The 18027-nt window shown below is 64.5% G+C and carries 14 protein-coding genes; 8 read left to right on the plus strand and 6 right to left on the minus strand.

Annotation, left to right across the window (positions count from 1 at the left end):
- Positions 1-23: 23 nt before the first annotated feature.
- The gene (locus GOC52_RS14595) at positions 24-371 is read right to left on the minus strand and encodes a ribonuclease E inhibitor RraB (RefSeq protein WP_191849747.1); all 348 of its coding nucleotides are present in this window, start codon (positions 369-371) and stop codon (positions 24-26) included.
- Positions 372-394: 23 nt separating this feature from the next.
- Positions 395-1999, minus strand: a complete 1605-nt coding sequence (locus tag GOC52_RS14600) for a transglycosylase SLT domain-containing protein (RefSeq protein WP_191849749.1) — start codon at positions 1997-1999, stop codon at positions 395-397.
- A gap of 122 nt (positions 2000-2121) precedes the next feature.
- Between GOC52_RS14600 and GOC52_RS14605 the strand changes: the two genes are divergently transcribed.
- Positions 2122-3627 carry a helicase HerA-like domain-containing protein gene (locus tag GOC52_RS14605; protein ID WP_191849751.1) on the plus strand — a complete coding sequence of 502 codons (1506 nt, stop codon included), beginning with the start codon at positions 2122-2124 and terminating at the stop codon, positions 3625-3627.
- Positions 3628-3708: 81 nt separating this feature from the next.
- Entirely contained in the window at positions 3709-4215 is a 507-nt protein-coding gene (gene greB / locus GOC52_RS14610; protein WP_019336668.1) for a transcription elongation factor GreB, read from the plus strand.
- A gap of 87 nt (positions 4216-4302) precedes the next feature.
- Here the strand turns inward: greB and GOC52_RS14615 are convergent, their stop codons facing one another.
- Both GOC52_RS14615 and rimO read right to left on the minus strand, forming a co-directional pair.
- Positions 4303-5142 carry a DUF3025 domain-containing protein gene (locus GOC52_RS14615; protein WP_043401151.1) on the minus strand — a complete coding sequence of 280 codons (840 nt, stop codon included), beginning with the start codon at positions 5140-5142 and terminating at the stop codon, positions 4303-4305.
- Positions 5139-6500: a 30S ribosomal protein S12 methylthiotransferase RimO gene (rimO, locus tag GOC52_RS14620; protein ID WP_191849753.1), complete on the minus strand. Its 1362-nt coding sequence runs from the start codon at positions 6498-6500 to the stop codon at positions 5139-5141. The genes GOC52_RS14615 and rimO overlap by 4 nt, the downstream gene beginning before the upstream one ends.
- 203 nt (positions 6501-6703) lie before the next feature.
- Between rimO and GOC52_RS14625 the strand changes: the two genes are divergently transcribed.
- Genes GOC52_RS14625 through GOC52_RS14635 form a run of 3 tightly spaced genes read left to right on the plus strand, consistent with a single transcriptional unit; the run spans position 6704 to position 7977 of the window.
- Positions 6704-7375 (plus strand): dienelactone hydrolase family protein, encoded by a 672-nt coding sequence (locus tag GOC52_RS14625; protein WP_191849755.1) that lies wholly within the window; start codon positions 6704-6706, stop codon positions 7373-7375.
- Positions 7372-7794, plus strand: coding sequence for an HIT domain-containing protein (locus GOC52_RS14630; protein WP_010483023.1), 423 nt, complete (start codon positions 7372-7374; stop codon positions 7792-7794). Before GOC52_RS14625 ends, GOC52_RS14630 begins: the two co-directional genes overlap by 4 nt.
- 15 nt (positions 7795-7809) lie before the next feature.
- A complete protein-coding gene (locus GOC52_RS14635; RefSeq protein ID WP_005418011.1) occupies positions 7810-7977 on the plus strand; it encodes a LiaI-LiaF-like domain-containing protein in 168 nt (55 codons plus the stop codon).
- A 74-nt stretch (positions 7978-8051) separates the two neighbouring features.
- On the opposite strand, the gene dcd is transcribed toward GOC52_RS14635, so the two are convergent.
- Both dcd and apbC read right to left on the minus strand, forming a co-directional pair.
- Complete coding sequence (gene dcd / locus GOC52_RS14640; RefSeq protein WP_010483020.1) at positions 8052-8624, minus strand: dCTP deaminase; 573 nt, start codon at positions 8622-8624, stop codon at positions 8052-8054.
- Positions 8625-8701: 77 nt separating this feature from the next.
- The gene (gene apbC, locus GOC52_RS14645) at positions 8702-9556 is read right to left on the minus strand and encodes an iron-sulfur cluster carrier protein ApbC (RefSeq protein WP_026347084.1); all 855 of its coding nucleotides are present in this window, start codon (positions 9554-9556) and stop codon (positions 8702-8704) included.
- Positions 9557-9770: 214 nt separating this feature from the next.
- On the opposite strand from apbC, the gene GOC52_RS14650 reads away from it, so the two are divergent.
- From GOC52_RS14650 to GOC52_RS14660, 3 genes are all read left to right on the plus strand, one after another.
- Positions 9771-12560, plus strand: a complete 2790-nt coding sequence (locus GOC52_RS14650; protein ID WP_010483016.1) for a TonB-dependent receptor plug domain-containing protein — start codon at positions 9771-9773, stop codon at positions 12558-12560.
- 339 nt (positions 12561-12899) lie between these two features.
- Positions 12900-15707 carry a TonB-dependent receptor domain-containing protein gene (locus GOC52_RS14655; RefSeq protein ID WP_191849757.1) on the plus strand — a complete coding sequence of 936 codons (2808 nt, stop codon included), beginning with the start codon at positions 12900-12902 and terminating at the stop codon, positions 15705-15707.
- Between the two features lie 141 nt (positions 15708-15848).
- Positions 15849-17876, plus strand: a complete 2028-nt coding sequence (locus tag GOC52_RS14660) for an alpha/beta hydrolase family protein (RefSeq protein WP_049436800.1) — start codon at positions 15849-15851, stop codon at positions 17874-17876.
- Positions 17877-18027 lie beyond the last annotated feature (151 nt).

Raw genomic sequence — 18027 nt, forward strand, 5'->3', positions numbered from 1 at the left:
TCGGCTCTACAGCCAGAAGCGCGCTACTGCAGGGCCGTGGCTGGACCTACGTCCATGCCGTCGTAGTCTTCCACGCCCTTCTCCGCGGCCAGCGCCGCGAACTCCTGGTTGCGACGGTCCAGCGAGGCTTCGTCGTGAATCTCCACGCGCTCCACATGCAGCACGTGGAACGGCGCGTCGCCTTCTTCCGGCTCCTGCTCGAACAGTTCCACGAAGGTGTAACCCTGCGCCTGCAGATGGTCAGCCAGCACCTGCAACGGCTCAGCAGTGGAATGCACGAAGAAGTACCCCCACAGCAACGGGCCGGTGATGTCCCAGTCGGTGTTTTCGCGGAGGTTGGCGAACAGGTTGCGGGTGTCTTCGAGGTCCATGCGGATTCCAGGGGTCGGGGGGATTACTTGTCGCAGCCCTGCAGCTTCAGCGTCTGGCCGTGGCGCAGGCTGTAGGCCGGGGCCTTCAGGCCGTTGGCGCGGGCCAAGGTCGGCACGTCGCACTGGAATTTCGCGGCGATGGCGCCCAGGGTCTCGCCCTTGCCCACCTTGTGGCTGCGCACCGGCTTCGGGCGCGCCGCCGGGCGCGGGGCCGCCACCGGCGCCACCGGGGTGGTCGGCACGCTGGTGGACGCGGCCGCATCGGCCACCGGCACCACACCGCCCACGGCCACGCTGCCGGTGTAGCTGGCAGCGGTCGGACGCTTGATCGCTGCGTTCAGATCGGCGGTGATCAGGGTACGGGCCAGGTCGGCACGCGGGCCGCTGACGCAGTTGCGCTGGTACAGGCCGGCGATGCGGGTGGTGGCGTTGATCAGCGTGCCGGCCGGAATCCAGCCGTCGGCTTCATAGCGCGGGTTGAGGTTGCGCAGCGCGCGCATGTAGCCATCGCGGGTGCCGTGGCTGCCCAGGCAGATGGTCAGTTCGTAGATGGTGGTGGACTTGGCCAGGCGCAGCGTGGCCGGCTGCGCGCTGATCTTCGGGAATTCCACGCCGTACTGCTGCGGGTGCAGGAAGATCCAGGCCGCCGCGATCACCATCGGCACATAGTCCTTGGTCTCGCCGGGGAACTGGTTGTAGACGCTGTCGGTCCAGAAGCTCTGGCCGGCGCTCTGCTTGAACACGCGCGCGGCACGGCCTTCACCACCGTTGTAGGCGGCCACCGACATTTCCACGTTGTTGTTCAGCTCGCGTAGACGCTCGTTGAGGTAACTGGCGCTGGCTTCAGCAGCACTGCGCGCATCGAAACGGGTATCGAAGCCGGTGCCATCCGGACCGAGGCCGAAGCGGCGGCCGGTGGCCGGCATGAACTGCATCAGCCCGGCGGCGCCGGCGCGCGAGGACGCATGCACGCGACCGTTGGATTCCTTGGCCATGATGCCGAACAGCAGTGCCTCGGGCAGGCCACGCTTCTCCCACTCCGGCCACATCACCGCGCGCAGGTTCTGGTAGTTCTCATAGCTGGTCAGCAGCGCCGGGCGCATGTCGGTCAGCCAGCGGCGGATGCCGGCCTGCACCGCCGGGTTGTATTCGACCATGCTGTCGAAGGCGTGCCGCTTGTCGTTGAGCAGCGCGGCAGCGCGCGCGGCCTCCGGCACGTCGGCGGTGAGCGGGCCGATATGGTCGGGGTCGGCTTCCAGGCGGTCACCGCCCTCGTCGGCCACGTCGTCGCTGGCAGCGGCATCAGCGTCGTGCTTGAGCAGGCGCTTGTAGCTGGCAAGCAGGGTGCCCATCTGGCAGCCCTTCTGCTTCACGCAGTCGTTGAGGACATCTTCCATGTCTTCCAGCGCGGCATCGGCCTCGTTGCTGCCCTTGGGGTCGGCATCGGCGACCAGCAGCAGGGCGTCGCTGTAACGCTTTTCGGCGACGGTCATGCGCTGCTGCAGCGCATCCACCTTCACCTTGTCCCGGGCCGAAACCCGCTGCGCATGGGCGTCGGGCGCCAGGGAAACCAGGCAGGCCAGGGCCAGCAGCGGCCAACCGCGGGAAATCAGGACAGGAACGGGCATTGATGGCACTGTGTGCGAAACAGGCAGGCAGAGTAGCGGCGCCGCCAAGGTCCGGGCAAGCCGACCTTCGGCCCGTCACCGCCGGCGGTTAACATTGGGCTATTCACCACAAGGGCTGGACCATGGATCCGATTCTGCTCGGCAAAGGCATTACCGACGATATTGCCGTCACCCTGCTGCCGAAACTCGGCAACCGCCACGGCCTGGTGGCCGGCGCCACCGGCACCGGCAAGACGGTCACCCTGATGACCCTGGCCGAGGGCTTCTCGCGGCTGGGCGTGCCGGTGTTCCTGGCCGATGTTAAGGGCGATGTGTCCGGCCTGGCTGTTCCCGGCACCGGTGCCGAGAACCTGCTGACGCGTGCTGCCGAGATCGGCGTGGCCGACTATGCGCCGGCCGCCAGCCCCACCATTTTCTGGGACCTGTACGGCAAGCTCGGCCATCCGGTGCGCACCACGGTCAGCGAGATGGGCCCGACCCTGCTGGCGCGCATCCTCGAGTTGAACGACACCCAGTCCGGCGTGCTCGACATCGTGTTCAAGCTGGCCGACGACCGTGGCCTGCTGCTGCTGGACATGGATGACCTGCGCGCCCTGCTCGGCCTGGTGGCCGAGGAGCGCAAGGACATCTCCACCGAGTACGGCCTGGTCAGTGCGCAGTCGATCGCCGCGATCCAGCGTTCGGTGCTGCGCCTGGCGCAGGATGGTGGCGAGAATTTCTTCGGCGAACCGGCGCTTGAGCTGGCCGACATCATGCGGGTCAATCACGACGGTCGCGGCGTGATCGGCATCCTCGCCGCCGACCAGCTTGTGCTCAAGCCCAAGCTGTATTCCACCTTCCTGCTGTGGCTGCTGTCGGAGTTGTTCGAGCAGCTGCCGGAGGTGGGCGACCTGGACAAGCCGAAGCTGGTCTTCATCTTCGACGAGGCCCACCTGCTGTTCGACGACGCACCGCCGTCGCTGGTGCAGCGCATCGAGCAGGTGGTGCGCCTGATCCGCTCCAAGGGCGTGGGCGTGTATTTCTGCTCGCAGTTCCCCGACGACGTGCCGGGCAACATCCTCGGCCAACTGGGCAACCGCGTGCAGCACGCGTTGCGTGCGTTCACCCCGCGCGACCAGAAGGCAGTGAAGACCGCTGCCGAAACCTTCGTGCCGAACCCGAAGCTGGACGTGGCCAAGGTGCTCAGCCAGCTCGGCACCGGTGAAGCGCTGGTATCCACCCTGCAGGACAAGGGTGTGCCGATGCCGGTGCAGCAGACGATGATCGCGCCGCCGCGCTGCCGGATGGGACCGATCACCGAGACCGAGCGTACCCAGGTGCGTGCCGGCAGCCCGGTCGGCAGTCGTTACGACACGGCGATCAACCGTGAATCGGCCGCCGAACTGCTGGCCCAGCGCGCGCAGAAGACGGTCGAGCAGGCGCAGGCGCCGGCCGCCCGCAGCCGCGAGCAGGACGAAGCGCAGGAAGGCGGTTTCGGCCAGGCGATCAAGGATGCGATTTTCGGCACCAAGCGCCGCCAGGGCATGATCGAGACGATGGCCAAGCAGACCACGCGCACGGTCGGCACCAGGCTGGGCAACCAGATCGTGCGTGGCCTGTTGGGCGGCATCTTCGGCGGCAAGCGCTGATTCACCGCCACTGGCGGTCAGAGCTCTTTCCACGGGAAAGGGCTCCGACCCCATCGTTCCCCTGAAAAGAAGTCTTACCGCATGTCCCGTTGGCGTCCCCCCGCAGAAAAAAGCACTGCCCTGATCACCGCCTCCGGCCACGCACGGCTGAAGGCCGAACTGGATGACCTGTGGCGGGTGCGCCGCCCCGAGGTGGTGAAGGCACTGGCCGCAGCCGCCGCAGAAGGCGATCGTTCGGAAAACGCCGAGTACACCTACCGCAAGAAGCAGCTGGGCGAGATCGACCGTCGCGTGCGCTACCTGACCAAGCGATTGGAATCGCTGCGCGTGGTCGACACCACGCCGACCGATCCGCAGGCGGTGTTTTTCGGCGCGTGGGTGGAACTGGAGAACGTGGACAGTGGCGACACCAGCCGCTATCGCATTGTCGGCCCGGACGAGACCGATGCAGGCCTGGGTTGGATCAGCATCGATTCGCCGCTGGCACGTGCGCTGCTGAAGAAGCGGCTGGATGATGAGTTCTCGGTAGAGCTGCCCGGCGGGCAGTTCACCTTTGCGGTGATCGGGGTGGAGTACGAGCCTGTGTAGCGTCGAGCATGGCTCGACTGCCTGCCCTTTGTAGAGCCGAGCCCATGCTCGGCTGATGGGCAAACGCAGCCGAGCATGGGCTCGGCTCTACAACGGCAACCCCACCAGCGGCAACGGATACTGGCGACCGGCACGCAGCGGGCGGAAATAATCGGCATTGCGATAGAAGGCGGAATCCTGCACGCCATGCCAGCCGGGAATACCGGCCAATGGCAGGGGCCGCAGCTGCAGCGGATCGGTCACTGCCCTGCCCTCGGCGATGGCCGCGGTCACTGCGTCAACGCAGGCATCATCGACTTCGTCGCGCACCACCACGCACTTGCCCACCAGACGGCGTTCCGGCAGCAGCGCCTGCTCCATCAGCGCGTGCCCGAATACCGCAGCGATGGCGATGTCTCCGCTCAGCCAGTGCGCTGGCTCGAACAATGCATGCCAGTCATGCCCATCCCACGCACGCATAAACGAGTCATCGCGCACGCGCACGATCACGCCGGTCTCGTCGAACTGGGTCAACGCGGCCTGCGCACGGTTGCGCTGGCCCGGCGGCATCGCCTCGATATGCCGGCACTGCTGCACATTGAGGGCCTGCTTGAGCTGCGGGTAACGGGCCCACACCAGTGCATTGAACAGGTCGTGCCAGTTGTCGGCGCGGGTGGCGATAAGCCCCTGCGCGATGCGGGCTTCGTAGTGCAGGCCGTCAGCCAGCAGCGTGGCATCCTGCTCGACCAGGTGCTTGCCGGGCAGCGTGAGGCGTGCCTCGAGCGCTGCAATGGACGGCCACTCCGGGCCTTCCAACAGATCACGAACGTCGCGCAATCCGGCAAACACCGGGTGCGCGAACACCTGCGGATCGACCGCCGCACGCGGCGGCGGCACGAAGCGGCGGACACCGCTGCCGTCACCGGCGGCGGTCGTCGCGGTGGTCACAGCATCTTGAGATCGAATGCCGGGCGGGTAGCGGCCGGCAGCGCGTCACCGTACAGGTCGTGCTCGTCGCTCTCGGTGATTTCCACGTCGACGAACTCACCCACGCGCAGCGGCACCTGGTCGGCATTCTGGATGTGCACCAGGCCGTCGATCTCCGGGGCATCGGCCTTGGAGCGGGCCACGGCGATATCGCCTTCGATGGCGTCGACCAGGCACTGCTGCACGGTGCCGATTTTGGCTTCCAGGCGTGCCGCGGAAATCCGCGCCTGCTTTTCCATGAAACGGGCCAGCCGCTCCTGCTTCACTTCCTCCGGCACCGCATCGGGCAGGTCGTTGGCGGTGGCGCCTTCCACTGGCGAATAGGCGAACGCACCGACGCGGTCCAGCTGCGCCTCGTCCAGGAACGAGAGCAGCTCTTCGAACTCGGCCTCGGTCTCGCCCGGGAAGCCAACGATGAAGGTCGAACGCACGGTGATGTCCGGGGCGATACGGCGCCAGTTCTGTACGCGCTCCAGGGTCTTCTCGACCGCACCGGGGCGCTTCATCAGGCGCAGGATGCGCGGGCTGGCATGCTGGAACGGAATGTCCAGGTACGGCAGGATGCGGTTCTCGGCCATCAGCGGCACCACCTCGTCCACGTGCGGGTACGGGTAGACGTAGTGCATGCGCACCCACGCATCCAGCTCGGACAGGCCTTCGCACAGCGCCTTCAGGCGGGTCTGGTAGGCCTTGTCGCGCCACATCTTCTCGGCGTACTTCACGTCCACGCCATAGGCCGAGGTGTCCTGCGAAACCACCAGCAGCTCACGCACGCCGCCGCGCACCAGGCGCTCGGCTTCGCGCAGCACCTCATCCACCGGGCGCGAGACCAGCTTGCCGCGCATCGACGGAATGATGCAGAAGCTGCACTTGTGGTTGCAGCCTTCGGAAATCTTCAGGTACGCGTAGTGGCGCGGGGTCAGCTTGATGCCGTAGTCAGGCACCAGGTCCACGAACGGGTCGTGCTTGGGCGGCAGTGCTTCATGCACGGCTTCCATCACGCTCTGGTAGTCCTGCGGGCCGGACACCGCCAGCACGTTGGGGTACGCCTCGCGGATCTGCTCCGGGCGCTTGCCCAGGCAGCCGGTGACGATGACCTTGCCGTTCTGGTTCATCGCCTCGCCGATCGCGTCCAGCGATTCGGTCACCGCCGAATCGATAAAGCCACAGGTGTTGACCACCACCACGTCGGCCGAATCGTAGGACGGCACGATGTCGTAGCCTTCCGAGCGGAGCTGGGTAAGGATGCGTTCGGAATCGACAAGGGCCTTCGGGCAGCCAAGGCTGACGAAGCCGACTTTGGGGTTCAGCTGGGACATGGAATCGCGGGACTCTGGGGGCCTGGGCCCCTGCCGTCGTGGCAGGGGTTCCTGGGGGCCGGGGCCTGAAAGGGCGCCAGTATACCGGGGTTGGCGGCCGCGCTCTGAATGGCCAGCCGCCCGATCCCGCACAGCCGCTGACATCGCGCTAACCCACGCTGCACCGACAATGCCGTTCTGTTCCCCACAACGAGATGGAAACGATGGCCGAGTGGATCACCCTGGATACGCATCACGGCCCGGTACGGGCCTGGCAGGCCCTGCCGGAGGGCACCCCGCGTGGCGGGCTGGTGGTGGTGCAGGAAATTTTCGGCGCCAACCCGCACATCCGCGGCGTAGCGGAGCGCTTCGCGGCCGAAGGCTACGCGGTGCTGGCGCCGTCGTTCTTCGACCTGGTCGACGGTGCAGAAGCCGATCCGGATGCCCTGCCCTATGACGCCGAAGGCGTGAAGCAGGGCCTGGAACGGGTGACCGCACTGGGCATGGAGAAGGCGCTGGAGGTCGTGCGTGCGGCCGCCACCCGGCTGGCACCCCATGGCAAGGTCGGCACGGTGGGCTACTGCTGGGGCGGCACGGTGGCGATGCTGTCGGCCCTGCGCCTGGGCCTGCCCTCGGTCAGCTATTACGGTGCGCGCAATGTCCAGTTCCTGGATGAGACGCCCAAGGCCCCGGTGATCTTCCACTTCGGCGCCCAGGACAGGAGCATCCCGCCGGAGGCGGTCCAGGCCCATCGCGAGAAGCTGCCGCAGATGGCCACCTTCGTCTATCCGGCCGACCACGCCTTCAACCGGGAGGTCGGACATGCGTATGATCCAGACAGCGCCGCCCTGGCGCTGCAACGCACCCTGGACTTCTTCTCGGAGCATCTTGGATGAGCGATTTCGAACTCGATTCACGCCTGGCCACCGATAGCGTGCTGGTGGCGGAAGGACCGTTGTCGCAAGTGCGGCTGATGAACGACGAACGATTCCCCTGGCTGGTGCTGGTACCGCGCCTTGCCGGGGTGACCGAGTGGATCGAGCTGGACGGCGAGCAGCAGGACAAGCTGCGCACCGAGCTCAACCGCGCCTGCAAGGCCCTGAAGGGTGCCGACGGGGTGGAGAAGATCAATATCGGTGCGCTGGGCAACATCGTGCGGCAGCTGCATTTCCATGTGATCGGCCGCCATGACGGCGACCCCGCGTGGCCGGGCCCGGTCTGGGGCAGCGGCCCCGCGCACCGCTACGAGCCGGGTGCGCTGGACCAGCATGTCGCCTACTGGAAGGAACGGCTAGGATATCCAGCCCAGTCCTGAGCGTTTGCCGACCCGATGCGATTCAACCTCGTTGCCGCCGTCCTGCTGATCCTGATCGGCCTGTTCATGCTCGCCAGCAACCTCGGCTGGACGCACCTGAACCTGTCCAAGCTGCTGCTGACCTGGTGGCCGGTGGCACTGGTGGGTGTCGGCATCGCGATGCTGTTCGGTCGCGGAAAATAAAGGAGGCGGCGCATTGCGCCGCCTCCTTCATGTAGAGCCGAGCCATGCTCGGCTTCACAAATCGCCTTCAATCTTCAGGTCCGCGGCAGGGTCACGCCGGTCTGGCCCTGGTACTTGCCACCACGATCGCGGTACGACGTCTCGCAGATGTCATCGGCGGCCGCCTGGAAGAACAGCATCTGCGCCACGCCTTCGTTGGCATAGATGCGCGCCGGCAGCGGCGTGGTGTTGCTGAACTCCAGGGTCACGTGCCCTTCCCATTCCGGTTCCAGCGGGGTCACGTTGACGATGATGCCGCAGCGCGCGTAGGTGCTCTTGCCCAGGCACACCACCAGGGTGTCGCGCGGGATGCGGAAGTACTCCACGGTGCGCGCCAGCGCGAAGCTGTTTGGCGGGATGATGCATTCATCGCCGACGATATCGACGAAGCTGCCCGGATCGAAGTGCTTGGGATCGACGATGGTCGAGTTGATGTTGGTGAACACCTTGAACTCGCGCGAGCAGCGCACGTCGTAGCCGTAGCTGGAGGTGCCATAGCTGACGATGCGCTCGCCGTTGGCCTGCTTGACCTGCCCGGCCTCGAACGGCTCGATCATGCCGTGCTGCTCGGACATGCGGCGGATCCAACGGTCACTCTTGATGCTCATGCTTTGTCCTGGGGTGCGAGGGGGCGCGAGGATTCTAGCAGGGGGCCGGGCGTCGCCGGCGGCCCCTGCCCGGGCACTTACAGCAGCGACGACAGGATCGGGATCGAGGCACGCGGACGCTTGCCAACCTCCTCGATCAGGCGCTGCGCGGCATGGCGGTAGGCCTGGGCCGGAACCGAATCCGGCTGGGCCACGGTGATCGGGGTACCGGAATCGCCCTGCTCGCGGATGCCGATCTGCAGCGGCAGCGAACCGAGCAACGGCACGCCGTACTGCGCGGCCATGCGCTCGCCGCCGCCCTCGCCGAACAGGTGCTCGACATGCCCGCAGCTGCTGCAGGTATGCACCGCCATGTTCTCGACGATGCCCAGCACCGGCACCTCGACCTTCTCGAACATCTTCAGCGCCTTCTTCGCGTCCAGCGTGGCGATGTCCTGTGGCGTGGTGACGATCACCGCACCGGCCAGCGGGATCTTCTGGGTCAGGGTCAGCTGGATGTCGCCGGTGCCCGGCGGCAGGTCGATCAGCAGGTAGTCCAGGTCGTCCCACAAGGTGTCGTTGAACAGCTGGGTCATCGCCGAGGTGGCCATCGGCCCACGCCAGATCATCGGCGTGTCCTCTTCGATCAGGTAGCCGATCGACATGGTGTCGACGCCGAACGCACGCAGCGGCTCGATGCTCTTGTTGTCCGGGCTTTCCGGACGGCCGGACAGGCCCAGCATGGCCGGCACGCTGGGGCCATAGATGTCGGCGTCGAGCACGCCCACGCGCGCGCCGAGCTGCTGCAGCGCCACGGCCAGATTGACCGCGGTGGTCGACTTGCCGACGCCGCCCTTGCCCGAACCAACCGCGATCACATTGCGGATGCGGGCATGCGGCGTGAGTCCCTTCTGGACCTGGCTTGCATGGGGACGGCGGGGAGAACTGTTCACAACGAGCACCGGCGGGGTCAGGGGGAATAACCGAGCATCATACAAGCTGGACGTAACCTGACTGAAATTCAGGATTGCTACAGATTCGTGCAAAGATTGTTAAGTTCATGTTACGTTCGACCCGCACTGTTTTGGGCTGCGGAGCTGGCATTTCCAGCCCGCGCGATGGCGCATGCGCAGTGCCGTTTTTGTTTTTGCTCTCCAATGGAACTACATGAACTACGTAAGCAACACCGCACGTCGCAACACGCTCGCCGTCGCCCTGATTTCCGCTCTGATGGCCGCCGCCCCGGCAATGGCCCAGGACAAGGCGACCAACCTGGACAAGATCACCGTCACCGGTTCGCTGATCCCGCAGACCCAGGTTGAAACCCAGACCCCGGTGATGTCCATCACCGCCGAAGACATCCAGACCCGCGGCTTCAGCAGTGTTGCTGAAGTGCTGCAGCAGTCGTCGCTGACCACTGGCGGCCTGCAGGGCGGCCAGACCTCGGGTTCGTTCACCCAGGGCGCCGAAGCCGCCGGCATGTTCGGCCTGAATCCGGGCTACACCAAGTACCTGATCAACGGCCGCCCGATGCTCTCGTACCCGGCGCTGTACAACGGCAGCGAAACCTTCAACAACATCAGCGGCATTCCGATCGACATCGTCGAGCGCATCGAAGTGCTGCCGGGCGGCCAGTCCTCGCTGTACGGCTCGGACGCGATCGCCGGTGTGGTCAACATCATCCTGAAGGAGCGCATGGACGGCGGCACCATGACCCTCCGCGGCGGCACCTACACCGAAGGCGGCGGCAGCAACATCCGCTTCAGCGCTGCCAAGGGCATCAACGCCTTCGACGACCGCTTCCATGCGCTGTTCAACGTGCAGATCGAGAACGGCAGCCCGATCTGGGGCTACCAGCGCGACATCACCCGCCAGAACAACCCGGTCGGCTACACCGCCCAGGTTCCGTCGAACGACTTCGCCGTCATCACCAACGCTGACAACAAGCTGCTGATGATGGACCCGAGCCGTTGCGCCAACGTCGCTGGGCTGTATGACGGCACCACCGTGGTCGGCCAGCGCGCGTCGGGCGAGTCCTGCGGTTCGGTGTACAGCGCCGGCTACAAGACCCTGAAGAACGGCAAGAACAGCGGCCAGTTCTACTCGTCGATGACCTTCGACGTGAACGACAACTTCCAGCTGTTCGCCGACGTGCTGTACAGCAAGGAAAAGACCGAGTTCACCTCCGGCTCGAGCGCCCTGTGGTGGGGCACCAAGTCGGTCATGGGCGGCTTCTACGACCAGGGCCTGGGCAAGGTCGTGAACCTGCAGCGCGCCTTCGCGCCGGAAGAAATCGGCCCGGGCCACTACAACAACATCATGAACTCCGACGAAAGCCGTGCCTACCAGGTCACCCTGGGCGGCAAGGGCATGGTCGGCGACTGGGACTACAGCGCCAGCTTCACCCGTGGCGAGTACCGCCTGGACCAGAACCGCTTCGTGCGCTGGAAGGACAAGATCGAAGACTTCTTCGGCCAGACCGTGCTGGGCCCGCGCCTGGGCACCTCGGCTGGCGGCTTCGGCATCTACAACCCGGACTATGCGGCCTTCTACTCGCCGATCACCCCGGACCAGTTCGCCAGCTTCACCGGCTACGGCACCCACCGCAGCAAGACCTGGCAGAACCTGGGTCGGGTGCAGGTGACCAACGGCTCGCTGTTCAGCCTGCCGGGCGGTGATGCCGGCCTGGCCGTCGTGCTGGAAGGTGGCAGCGAAGGCTGGGATTACTCGCCGGACCAGGCGTTCGTTGATGGCAATGTGTGGGGCACCACCGCCGTCGCCGGCGCCGGCCACCGCAGCAACTACGCGGTCACCAGCGAACTGCGCATGCCGCTGCACGACACCCTGACCGTCAGCGCCTCGGGCCGCTATGACGCCTTCAAGATCGCCGACAAGACCGTCGACAAGGCCACCTACAGCATCGGCCTGGAATTCCGTCCGATCGAGAGCCTGCTGCTGCGCGGCAAGTACGGTACCGCCTTCCGCGCACCGACCCTGTCCGATGCCTTCCAGGGCATGAGCGGTTCGTACTCGTCCGGCCAGAACGACTACTACCGCTGCAGCCAGATGGGTTATGGCCTGCGTGATGAGGCCTGCTCGTTCTACAAGAACACCTCGGTGTACAGCGAAAAGTCCGGCAACCCGGACCTGAAGCCGATCACCGCCGATGTCTGGAGCGCAGGTGTGGTGTGGGCCCCGGTCAGCAACTTCTCGCTGTCGGCCGACTACTACAACTGGAAGATCAAGAACGAGGTCAAGACCCTGAGCTCGGACCAGCTGCTGCTGGCCGAGTACCAGTGCCACAACGGCCTGCCGAACAACACCTCGGCCAGCTGCGGTGACGTGACCAACTGGATATCCCGCGACGCCGGTGGCAACCTGACCCGCGTATACACGCCGAAGCTCAACGTTGCCAGCCAGAACCTGGAAGCGGTGACCGTGGCGGCCAAGTACCAGCAGGATATCGGCCGCTTCGGCTCGCTGATGTTCTCCGGCAACTACACCAACATGCTGAAGCGTGAAGTGCAGCCGATGCCGGGCGCCGCCAAGCTCGACCTGCTGAGCGACCCGTACAACATGTGGTACTACGACAACTTCGCCAAGGTCCGCGGCGATCTGTCGGTGGCCTGGAACATCGCCAAGTTCACCACCACTGTGTACGCCAACTACGTCGGCAGCACCCCGAACTACCTGGCCTACACCGGCCGCAGCTACGGCTACGTCCACTCCTCCGGCGCCAAGGCCGGCAAGTGGGGTTCGTACACCACGTACAACCTGAGCATGAACTACCAGGCACAGGAAGATCTGGTCCTGTCGCTGATGGTCAACAACGTGTTCAACAAGCTGCCGGAAGGCCAGCGCTACAACTACCCGGGCAACGAATCGACCCCGTTCAACGACGGCTTCTACAGCGTCTACGGCCGCCAGATCTCGGCCCAGGTCAAGTACAACTTCTGATCCCGTCGTTTTCCGGACTCCGTGTCTGGACCAGGCCCCGCTTCGGCGGGGCCTTTTTTTGGTTCCAGGAAGCCTTCGGTAAAGCACTGATGCAGAAGCAGCAAATGCACTACGACAGATTGACCTTCATATCGCCATCTTTTGAAACACACCAAAACAATTGGCGTTAACCATTGATCTGCCGACATTTTTCAGGGCAAACCCCGATTGACGAAATGACGATCGTGTGCACTCTGCGTTAAGTGCGTGTTACGGTCCGACTGAATGGAATGCAACTGAACAGATCGTTAAACCGACATGGAAGCCGGTCGCCAAGACATCTCACTACGGGGATTTTCCATGTCTCGCCATCGTTCCACACTCTCGCGCCACCCACTGACCCTCGCCCTCCTCGGCACGCTGCTCTCCTCCGGCACGGCCCTGGCGCAAAGCAACAATGCGCCGACCCAGCTTGACCGCGTGACGGTCACCGGTTCGCTGATTCCGCAGACCGAGATCGAGAACCACACGCCGGTCCTGACCGTGACCGCCGAGGACATCCAGACCCGCGGCTTCACCAGCGTTGCCGATGTCCTGCAGCAGTCCTCGCTGTCCACGGGTGGCCTGCAGGGCGGCCAGACCTCGGCCTCGTTCACCCAGGGCGCCGAAGCCGCCGGCATGTTCGGCCTCAGCCCGGGTTACACCAAGTACCTCATCAACGGCCGCCCGATGCTTTCGTATCCGGCGCTGTACAACGGCGGCGATACGTTCAACAACATCAGCGGCATTCCGATCGACATCGTCGAGCGCATCGAGATCCTGCCGGGTGGCCAGTCCTCACTGTATGGCTCCGATGCGATCGCTGGCGTGGTCAACATCATCCTCAAGGAACGCATGGATGGTGGCGTCCTCAACGTACGCGGTGGCGCCTACAGTGAAGGCGGCGGCAACAGCTTCCGCCTCAGCGGCGCCCGCGGCTTCAATGGCGTGGATGATCGCTTCCATGCGCTGGTCAACGTGCAGTATGAGAAGACCAGCCCGATCTGGGGTTACCAGCGCGATCTGACCAAGGTCAACAATCCCGACGGTTACAGCCCGCAGTACGTCTCCAACGACTTCCTGGTGCTGCTGCCGGCCGCCAACAACGCCTACGCCATGATGGACCCGAACCTGTGCGCCAATGTGGCCGGGCAGTTCGATGGCACCACGGTGCTCGGCACCCGGCCCACCGGCCAGGCATGTGGCTCCACCTATGGCACCGGCTACAAGACCATCAAGAACGGCAAGGAAAGCGCGCAGATCTACAGTTCTGCCACCTTCGACGTGAATGACAACTTCCAGTTGTTCGGCGATGCGCTGTACAGCCTGGAAGAGGTCAAGTACGCGACGGGTTCCGGCTACACCTGGTGGGGCACCTCGTCCGGCTGGGGCCGCTTCTATGACCAGGCCAGCGGCCAGTACATGAACCTGCAGCGGGTGTTCGCCCCGGAAGACATCGGCGGCGCCGGCTACCGTGACATCATGAACACCGACCGCAACAAGGCCTACCAGGTAACGCTGGGCGGCCGCGGCACGGCCGGCAACTGGGACTACAGCCTCAGCTTCACCCGCGGCGAGTACAAGCTGACCGAGCGCAACTTCGTGCGCTGGAATGACCCGATCAACGATTACTTCGAACAGCGCGTGCTGGGCCCGGTGCTGGGCACCACCAGCACCGGTTACGACATCTACAGCCCGAACTGGGAAGCCTTCTACGCGCCGCTGCCGGCCGGAGACTTCCAGACCTTCACCGGTTACAGCTACAGCCAGAGCCGTACCTGGCAGAACCTGGCCCGTGCACAGGTCACCAACGGCTCACTGTTCAAGCTGCCCGGCGGCGACGCCGGCCTGGCCGTGGTCGTTGAAGGTGGCAGTGAAGGCTGGGACTACAGCCCCGATCCGGGCCTGATGGATGGCAGCGTCTGGGGCACCACGGCGGTCTCCGGCGCCGGCCACCGCAGCAACTATGCGGTGACCGGTGAGCTGCGTCTGCCGCTGCATGACACGCTGACAGTCACCGGCTCCGGCCGCTACGACGCCTTCAAGATCGGCAGCAACACCGTCGACAAGTCCACCTACAGCATCGGCATCGAGTTCCGCCCGATCGAGAGCCTGCTGTTCCGCGGCAAGTACGGCACCGCCTTCCGTGCGCCGACCCTGTCCGACGCATTCCAGGGCCGTAGCGGCTACTACGCCAACGGCTCCACCGACTACTACCGTTGCGGTCAGCTGGGCTACGACCCGGCCAACACCACCGGTTGCCCGTATGACAGCGTCTCGGTGTTCGGCACCCGCGCCGGCAACCCCGACCTGGAACCGATCACCGCCGACGTCTGGAACGCAGGTGTTGTGTGGGCACCGATCAACAACCTGTCGCTGTCGGTGGACTACTACAACTGGAAGATCAAGAACGAGGTCGATACGCTCAGCTCCGACCAGCTGCTGCTGGCCGAGTACTATTGCCGTGGCGGCCAGGCCAACAACACCTCGGCCAGCTGCCAGAACGTCAACGACTGGATCACCCGCGATGCGTCCGGCGTGCTGGACGAGATCTACACCCCGAAGATGAACGTCGCCCGCCAGAACCTGGAAGCGCTGACCGCCAGCTTCAAGTACGTGCACGACATGGACCGCTTCGGTTCGTTGCAGTTCTCGGGCAACTACACCGACATGCTCAAGCGCGAACTGCAGCCGCAGCCAGGCGATGAGTTCCTGGACCTGCTGCGTGACCCGTACGCGATGTGGGTATACGACTCGTACGCCAAGGTGCGCGCCGATGGTTCGGTCGGCTGGGCCAAGGACAAGTGGACCACCACCCTGTATGCCAACTACATCGGCAAGACGCCGAACTACATGGCCTACGTGGGCAATGGCTACGACTACGTCCACAGCTCCGGCTACAAGGCAGGCAAGTGGGGGTCCTACACCACCTACAACCTGAGCGTGAACTATCGCGCGCTGGACAACCTGACCCTGTCGCTGATGGTCAACAACGTGTTCAACAAGATGCCGGACAACCAGCGCTTCAGCTTCGCCGGGACCAGCGGCCAGCCGTACAACAATTACCTGTACAACGCCTACGGGCGTGCCATCTACGTGCAGGCGAAGTACGAGTTCGGGGGCAAGTAAACGAGCCGCGCCAGGGCGCCCCGTGCTGACGGGGCGCCCTGGCACGCGGTCAGCTGCGGGTTTCACATGCAGTTGACGGACGCCCGGCACTCGTTCATCTTCAGGTCATCTTGATGGATAAACGCCAAGGACGTCCCGAAGATGAACCGCCCTGCTGTGACCCGTACCGCCCTGGTGGCCGCCCTGGCACTCGCCGCCAGCCAGGCCAGCTCCGCCCCTTTGCCGGTTGAAGACTTCGCCAAAATCCCTGCGATCCAATCCGTCTCGATGAGTCCGGACGGTAAACAACTGGTCGCCATTATCGCCGCACCGGGCAGCAACAATGGCGACACCGCATTGGCCAACTGGAATCTGGACAAGTTGGGCGCAGGACCGGTCGCCATCACGCCTTCCGGTGACCGCATGAAGTTCATTGCAGCCAGCGCCCTGAAGGCGGGCCGCAGCCTGGTGATCGGTCGCCAGGAGCTGACCGCGCAGTTGGCGGGCTGTGGCGAAGGCAACTCTGTAGGCTCGACCAAGACCTTCCTGGCCAAAGCCTACCTGACCGACAGCAGCCAGACCAAGTTTGACGAAGCCTTTGCCGACAACAGTCGCAAGCTGGGCATCAGCGAACAGACCCGCCGCTGTCTGGAGATCGCGGGTACGGCCTCGCTCGTGCATTCTCTACCGCTGGATCCGGACAGAGTGATCATTTCCCAGGTCAACCAGTCCACACTGTCGTCGAACTACTATCTATTCAATCTGCGCACTGGTGAGACCGGGCTGCTGTTCCGTGGCGACGCCCGTTCCTCGCCAGGCCTGTTCCACCCCCGCGATGGCGAACTGCTGACCCGCACCCAGATCGAACCTGCGGGCTCGAACGAGTATGAGCAGCAGATACTGATCAAGAACAAGGGCAGTGGCCAGTTCGAGAAGCATGACCCGCTGACCACGCGCCTGAGCGATCGCTACACGATGGACGTTGTCGGGATCGACGACCAGACGGGCAAGTTGTACGTGCTCACCGACAGGTTCTCGGAGCAGGTCCAAGCACGCCTGTACGATCCCGCCAACCGAACCTTCGACAACGAACCGCTGGCAGCACATCCCCAGTATCCGATTGGCGGCCTGATCCTGGGCACCAAGCCAAGCAACTTCAATCAGGTTCTTGGGTTCTACCTCGAAGGCCCACGCCGCGAGGCTGTGTACGTGGACCCGCAGATGAAGGGCCTGTACGAAGGCCTGAAGCAGGCCTACCCAGGCACCTACGTTGCCATCTCTGGCTACAACGACGACTTGTCGCGGGTCCTGTTCACGACCAATGCCGCCGATCAGCCCACGACCTACCGCATGCTGAGTGATCGCAAACAGGTCACCACCCTGGGCAGCGAAAGACCCTGGGTCGATGGCAAGCAGATCGGCGAGCAACGCTGGGTCACCTACACAGCGCGTGACGGCCGCAAGATCCCGGCGATTGTCGATCTTCCGGTTGGATGGAAACAGGGAGATGCACCGCTTCCGGCGCTGGTGCATCCGCACGGCGGCCCCTGGGCACGCGATTACACCGGATGGGATGTGTCTGGCTGGGTGCCGTTCTTCACGTCACGCGGTTACGCCGTGATCCGGCCGCAGTACCGGGGTTCGACCGGTTTCGGTCGCGAGCATTGGCTTGCCGGTGACAAGCAGTGGGGCCTGACCATGCAGGATGACAATGACGACGCCGCTGCCTGGCTCGTGCAGCAAGGCATCGCGGCAAAGGATCGTCTGGCCATCTTCGGTTATTCCTACGGCGGCTTTGCTGCTGCTGCTGCGACGGTCCGCGCCCCATCGCCATTCCAGTGCGCCATCGCAGGCGCGCCCGTTACGGATCTCGCACGACTGGGTGTTTCCTGGAGCGAGAACAGGCTGCAGCGGATCCTGCAGGGGCAGACCGTCAAAGGCATGGACCCGATGCAGAACACCGCGAAGGCCAATATTCCGCTCCTGACGTTCGTTGGTGATCGCGACGTGCGTACCCCGGCATTCCATGCCAAGAACTTCTACAGCGCAGTGAAAGACAAGGTACCGGCAAAGTTCGAGCTGATTCCGGACATGCCGCACAGCATGCCGTGGTACCCCCGCCACTACCAGGTAACGCTGCCACTGATGGCCGACTTCCTCGCAAAGGACTGTGGACCGGGCGGGCTTTGACCCCCCTACCCCCTACCCCCGACCCGCGGCTACCAGCCCGCCCCGCCACCGCCAGGTTGGCGGGGTTCTTGCCCCCAGAACGCTGAATTGACCATTAGCAACAATAAGTTACGCAACAGCATCATTCACGTTGCATTTACTTTACGCCCAA

It is taken from the genome of Stenotrophomonas sp. SXG-1 (assembly GCF_014083965.1).
Lineage (GTDB): Bacteria > Pseudomonadota > Gammaproteobacteria > Xanthomonadales > Xanthomonadaceae > Stenotrophomonas > Stenotrophomonas geniculata.

Coding starts and splice junctions, on each gene's coding strand:
- GOC52_RS14595 (WP_191849747.1), bottom strand. CDS start 371: ATGGACCTCGAAGACACCCGCAACCTGTTCGCCAACCTCCGCGAAAAC.
- GOC52_RS14600 (WP_191849749.1), bottom strand. CDS start 1,999: ATGCCCGTTCCTGTCCTGATTTCCCGCGGTTGGCCGCTGCTGGCCCTG.
- GOC52_RS14605 (WP_191849751.1), top strand. CDS start 2,122: ATGGATCCGATTCTGCTCGGCAAAGGCATTACCGACGATATTGCCGTC.
- greB (WP_019336668.1), top strand. CDS start 3,709: ATGTCCCGTTGGCGTCCCCCCGCAGAAAAAAGCACTGCCCTGATCACC.
- rimO (WP_191849753.1), bottom strand. CDS start 6,500: ATGTCCCAGCTGAACCCCAAAGTCGGCTTCGTCAGCCTTGGCTGCCCG.
- GOC52_RS14625 (WP_191849755.1), top strand. CDS start 6,704: ATGGCCGAGTGGATCACCCTGGATACGCATCACGGCCCGGTACGGGCC.
- GOC52_RS14630 (WP_010483023.1), top strand. CDS start 7,372: ATGAGCGATTTCGAACTCGATTCACGCCTGGCCACCGATAGCGTGCTG.
- GOC52_RS14635 (WP_005418011.1), top strand. CDS start 7,810: ATGCGATTCAACCTCGTTGCCGCCGTCCTGCTGATCCTGATCGGCCTG.
- dcd (WP_010483020.1), bottom strand. CDS start 8,624: ATGAGCATCAAGAGTGACCGTTGGATCCGCCGCATGTCCGAGCAGCAC.
- GOC52_RS14650 (WP_010483016.1), top strand. CDS start 9,771: ATGAACTACGTAAGCAACACCGCACGTCGCAACACGCTCGCCGTCGCC.
- GOC52_RS14655 (WP_191849757.1), top strand. CDS start 12,900: ATGTCTCGCCATCGTTCCACACTCTCGCGCCACCCACTGACCCTCGCC.
- GOC52_RS14660 (WP_049436800.1), top strand. CDS start 15,849: ATGAACCGCCCTGCTGTGACCCGTACCGCCCTGGTGGCCGCCCTGGCA.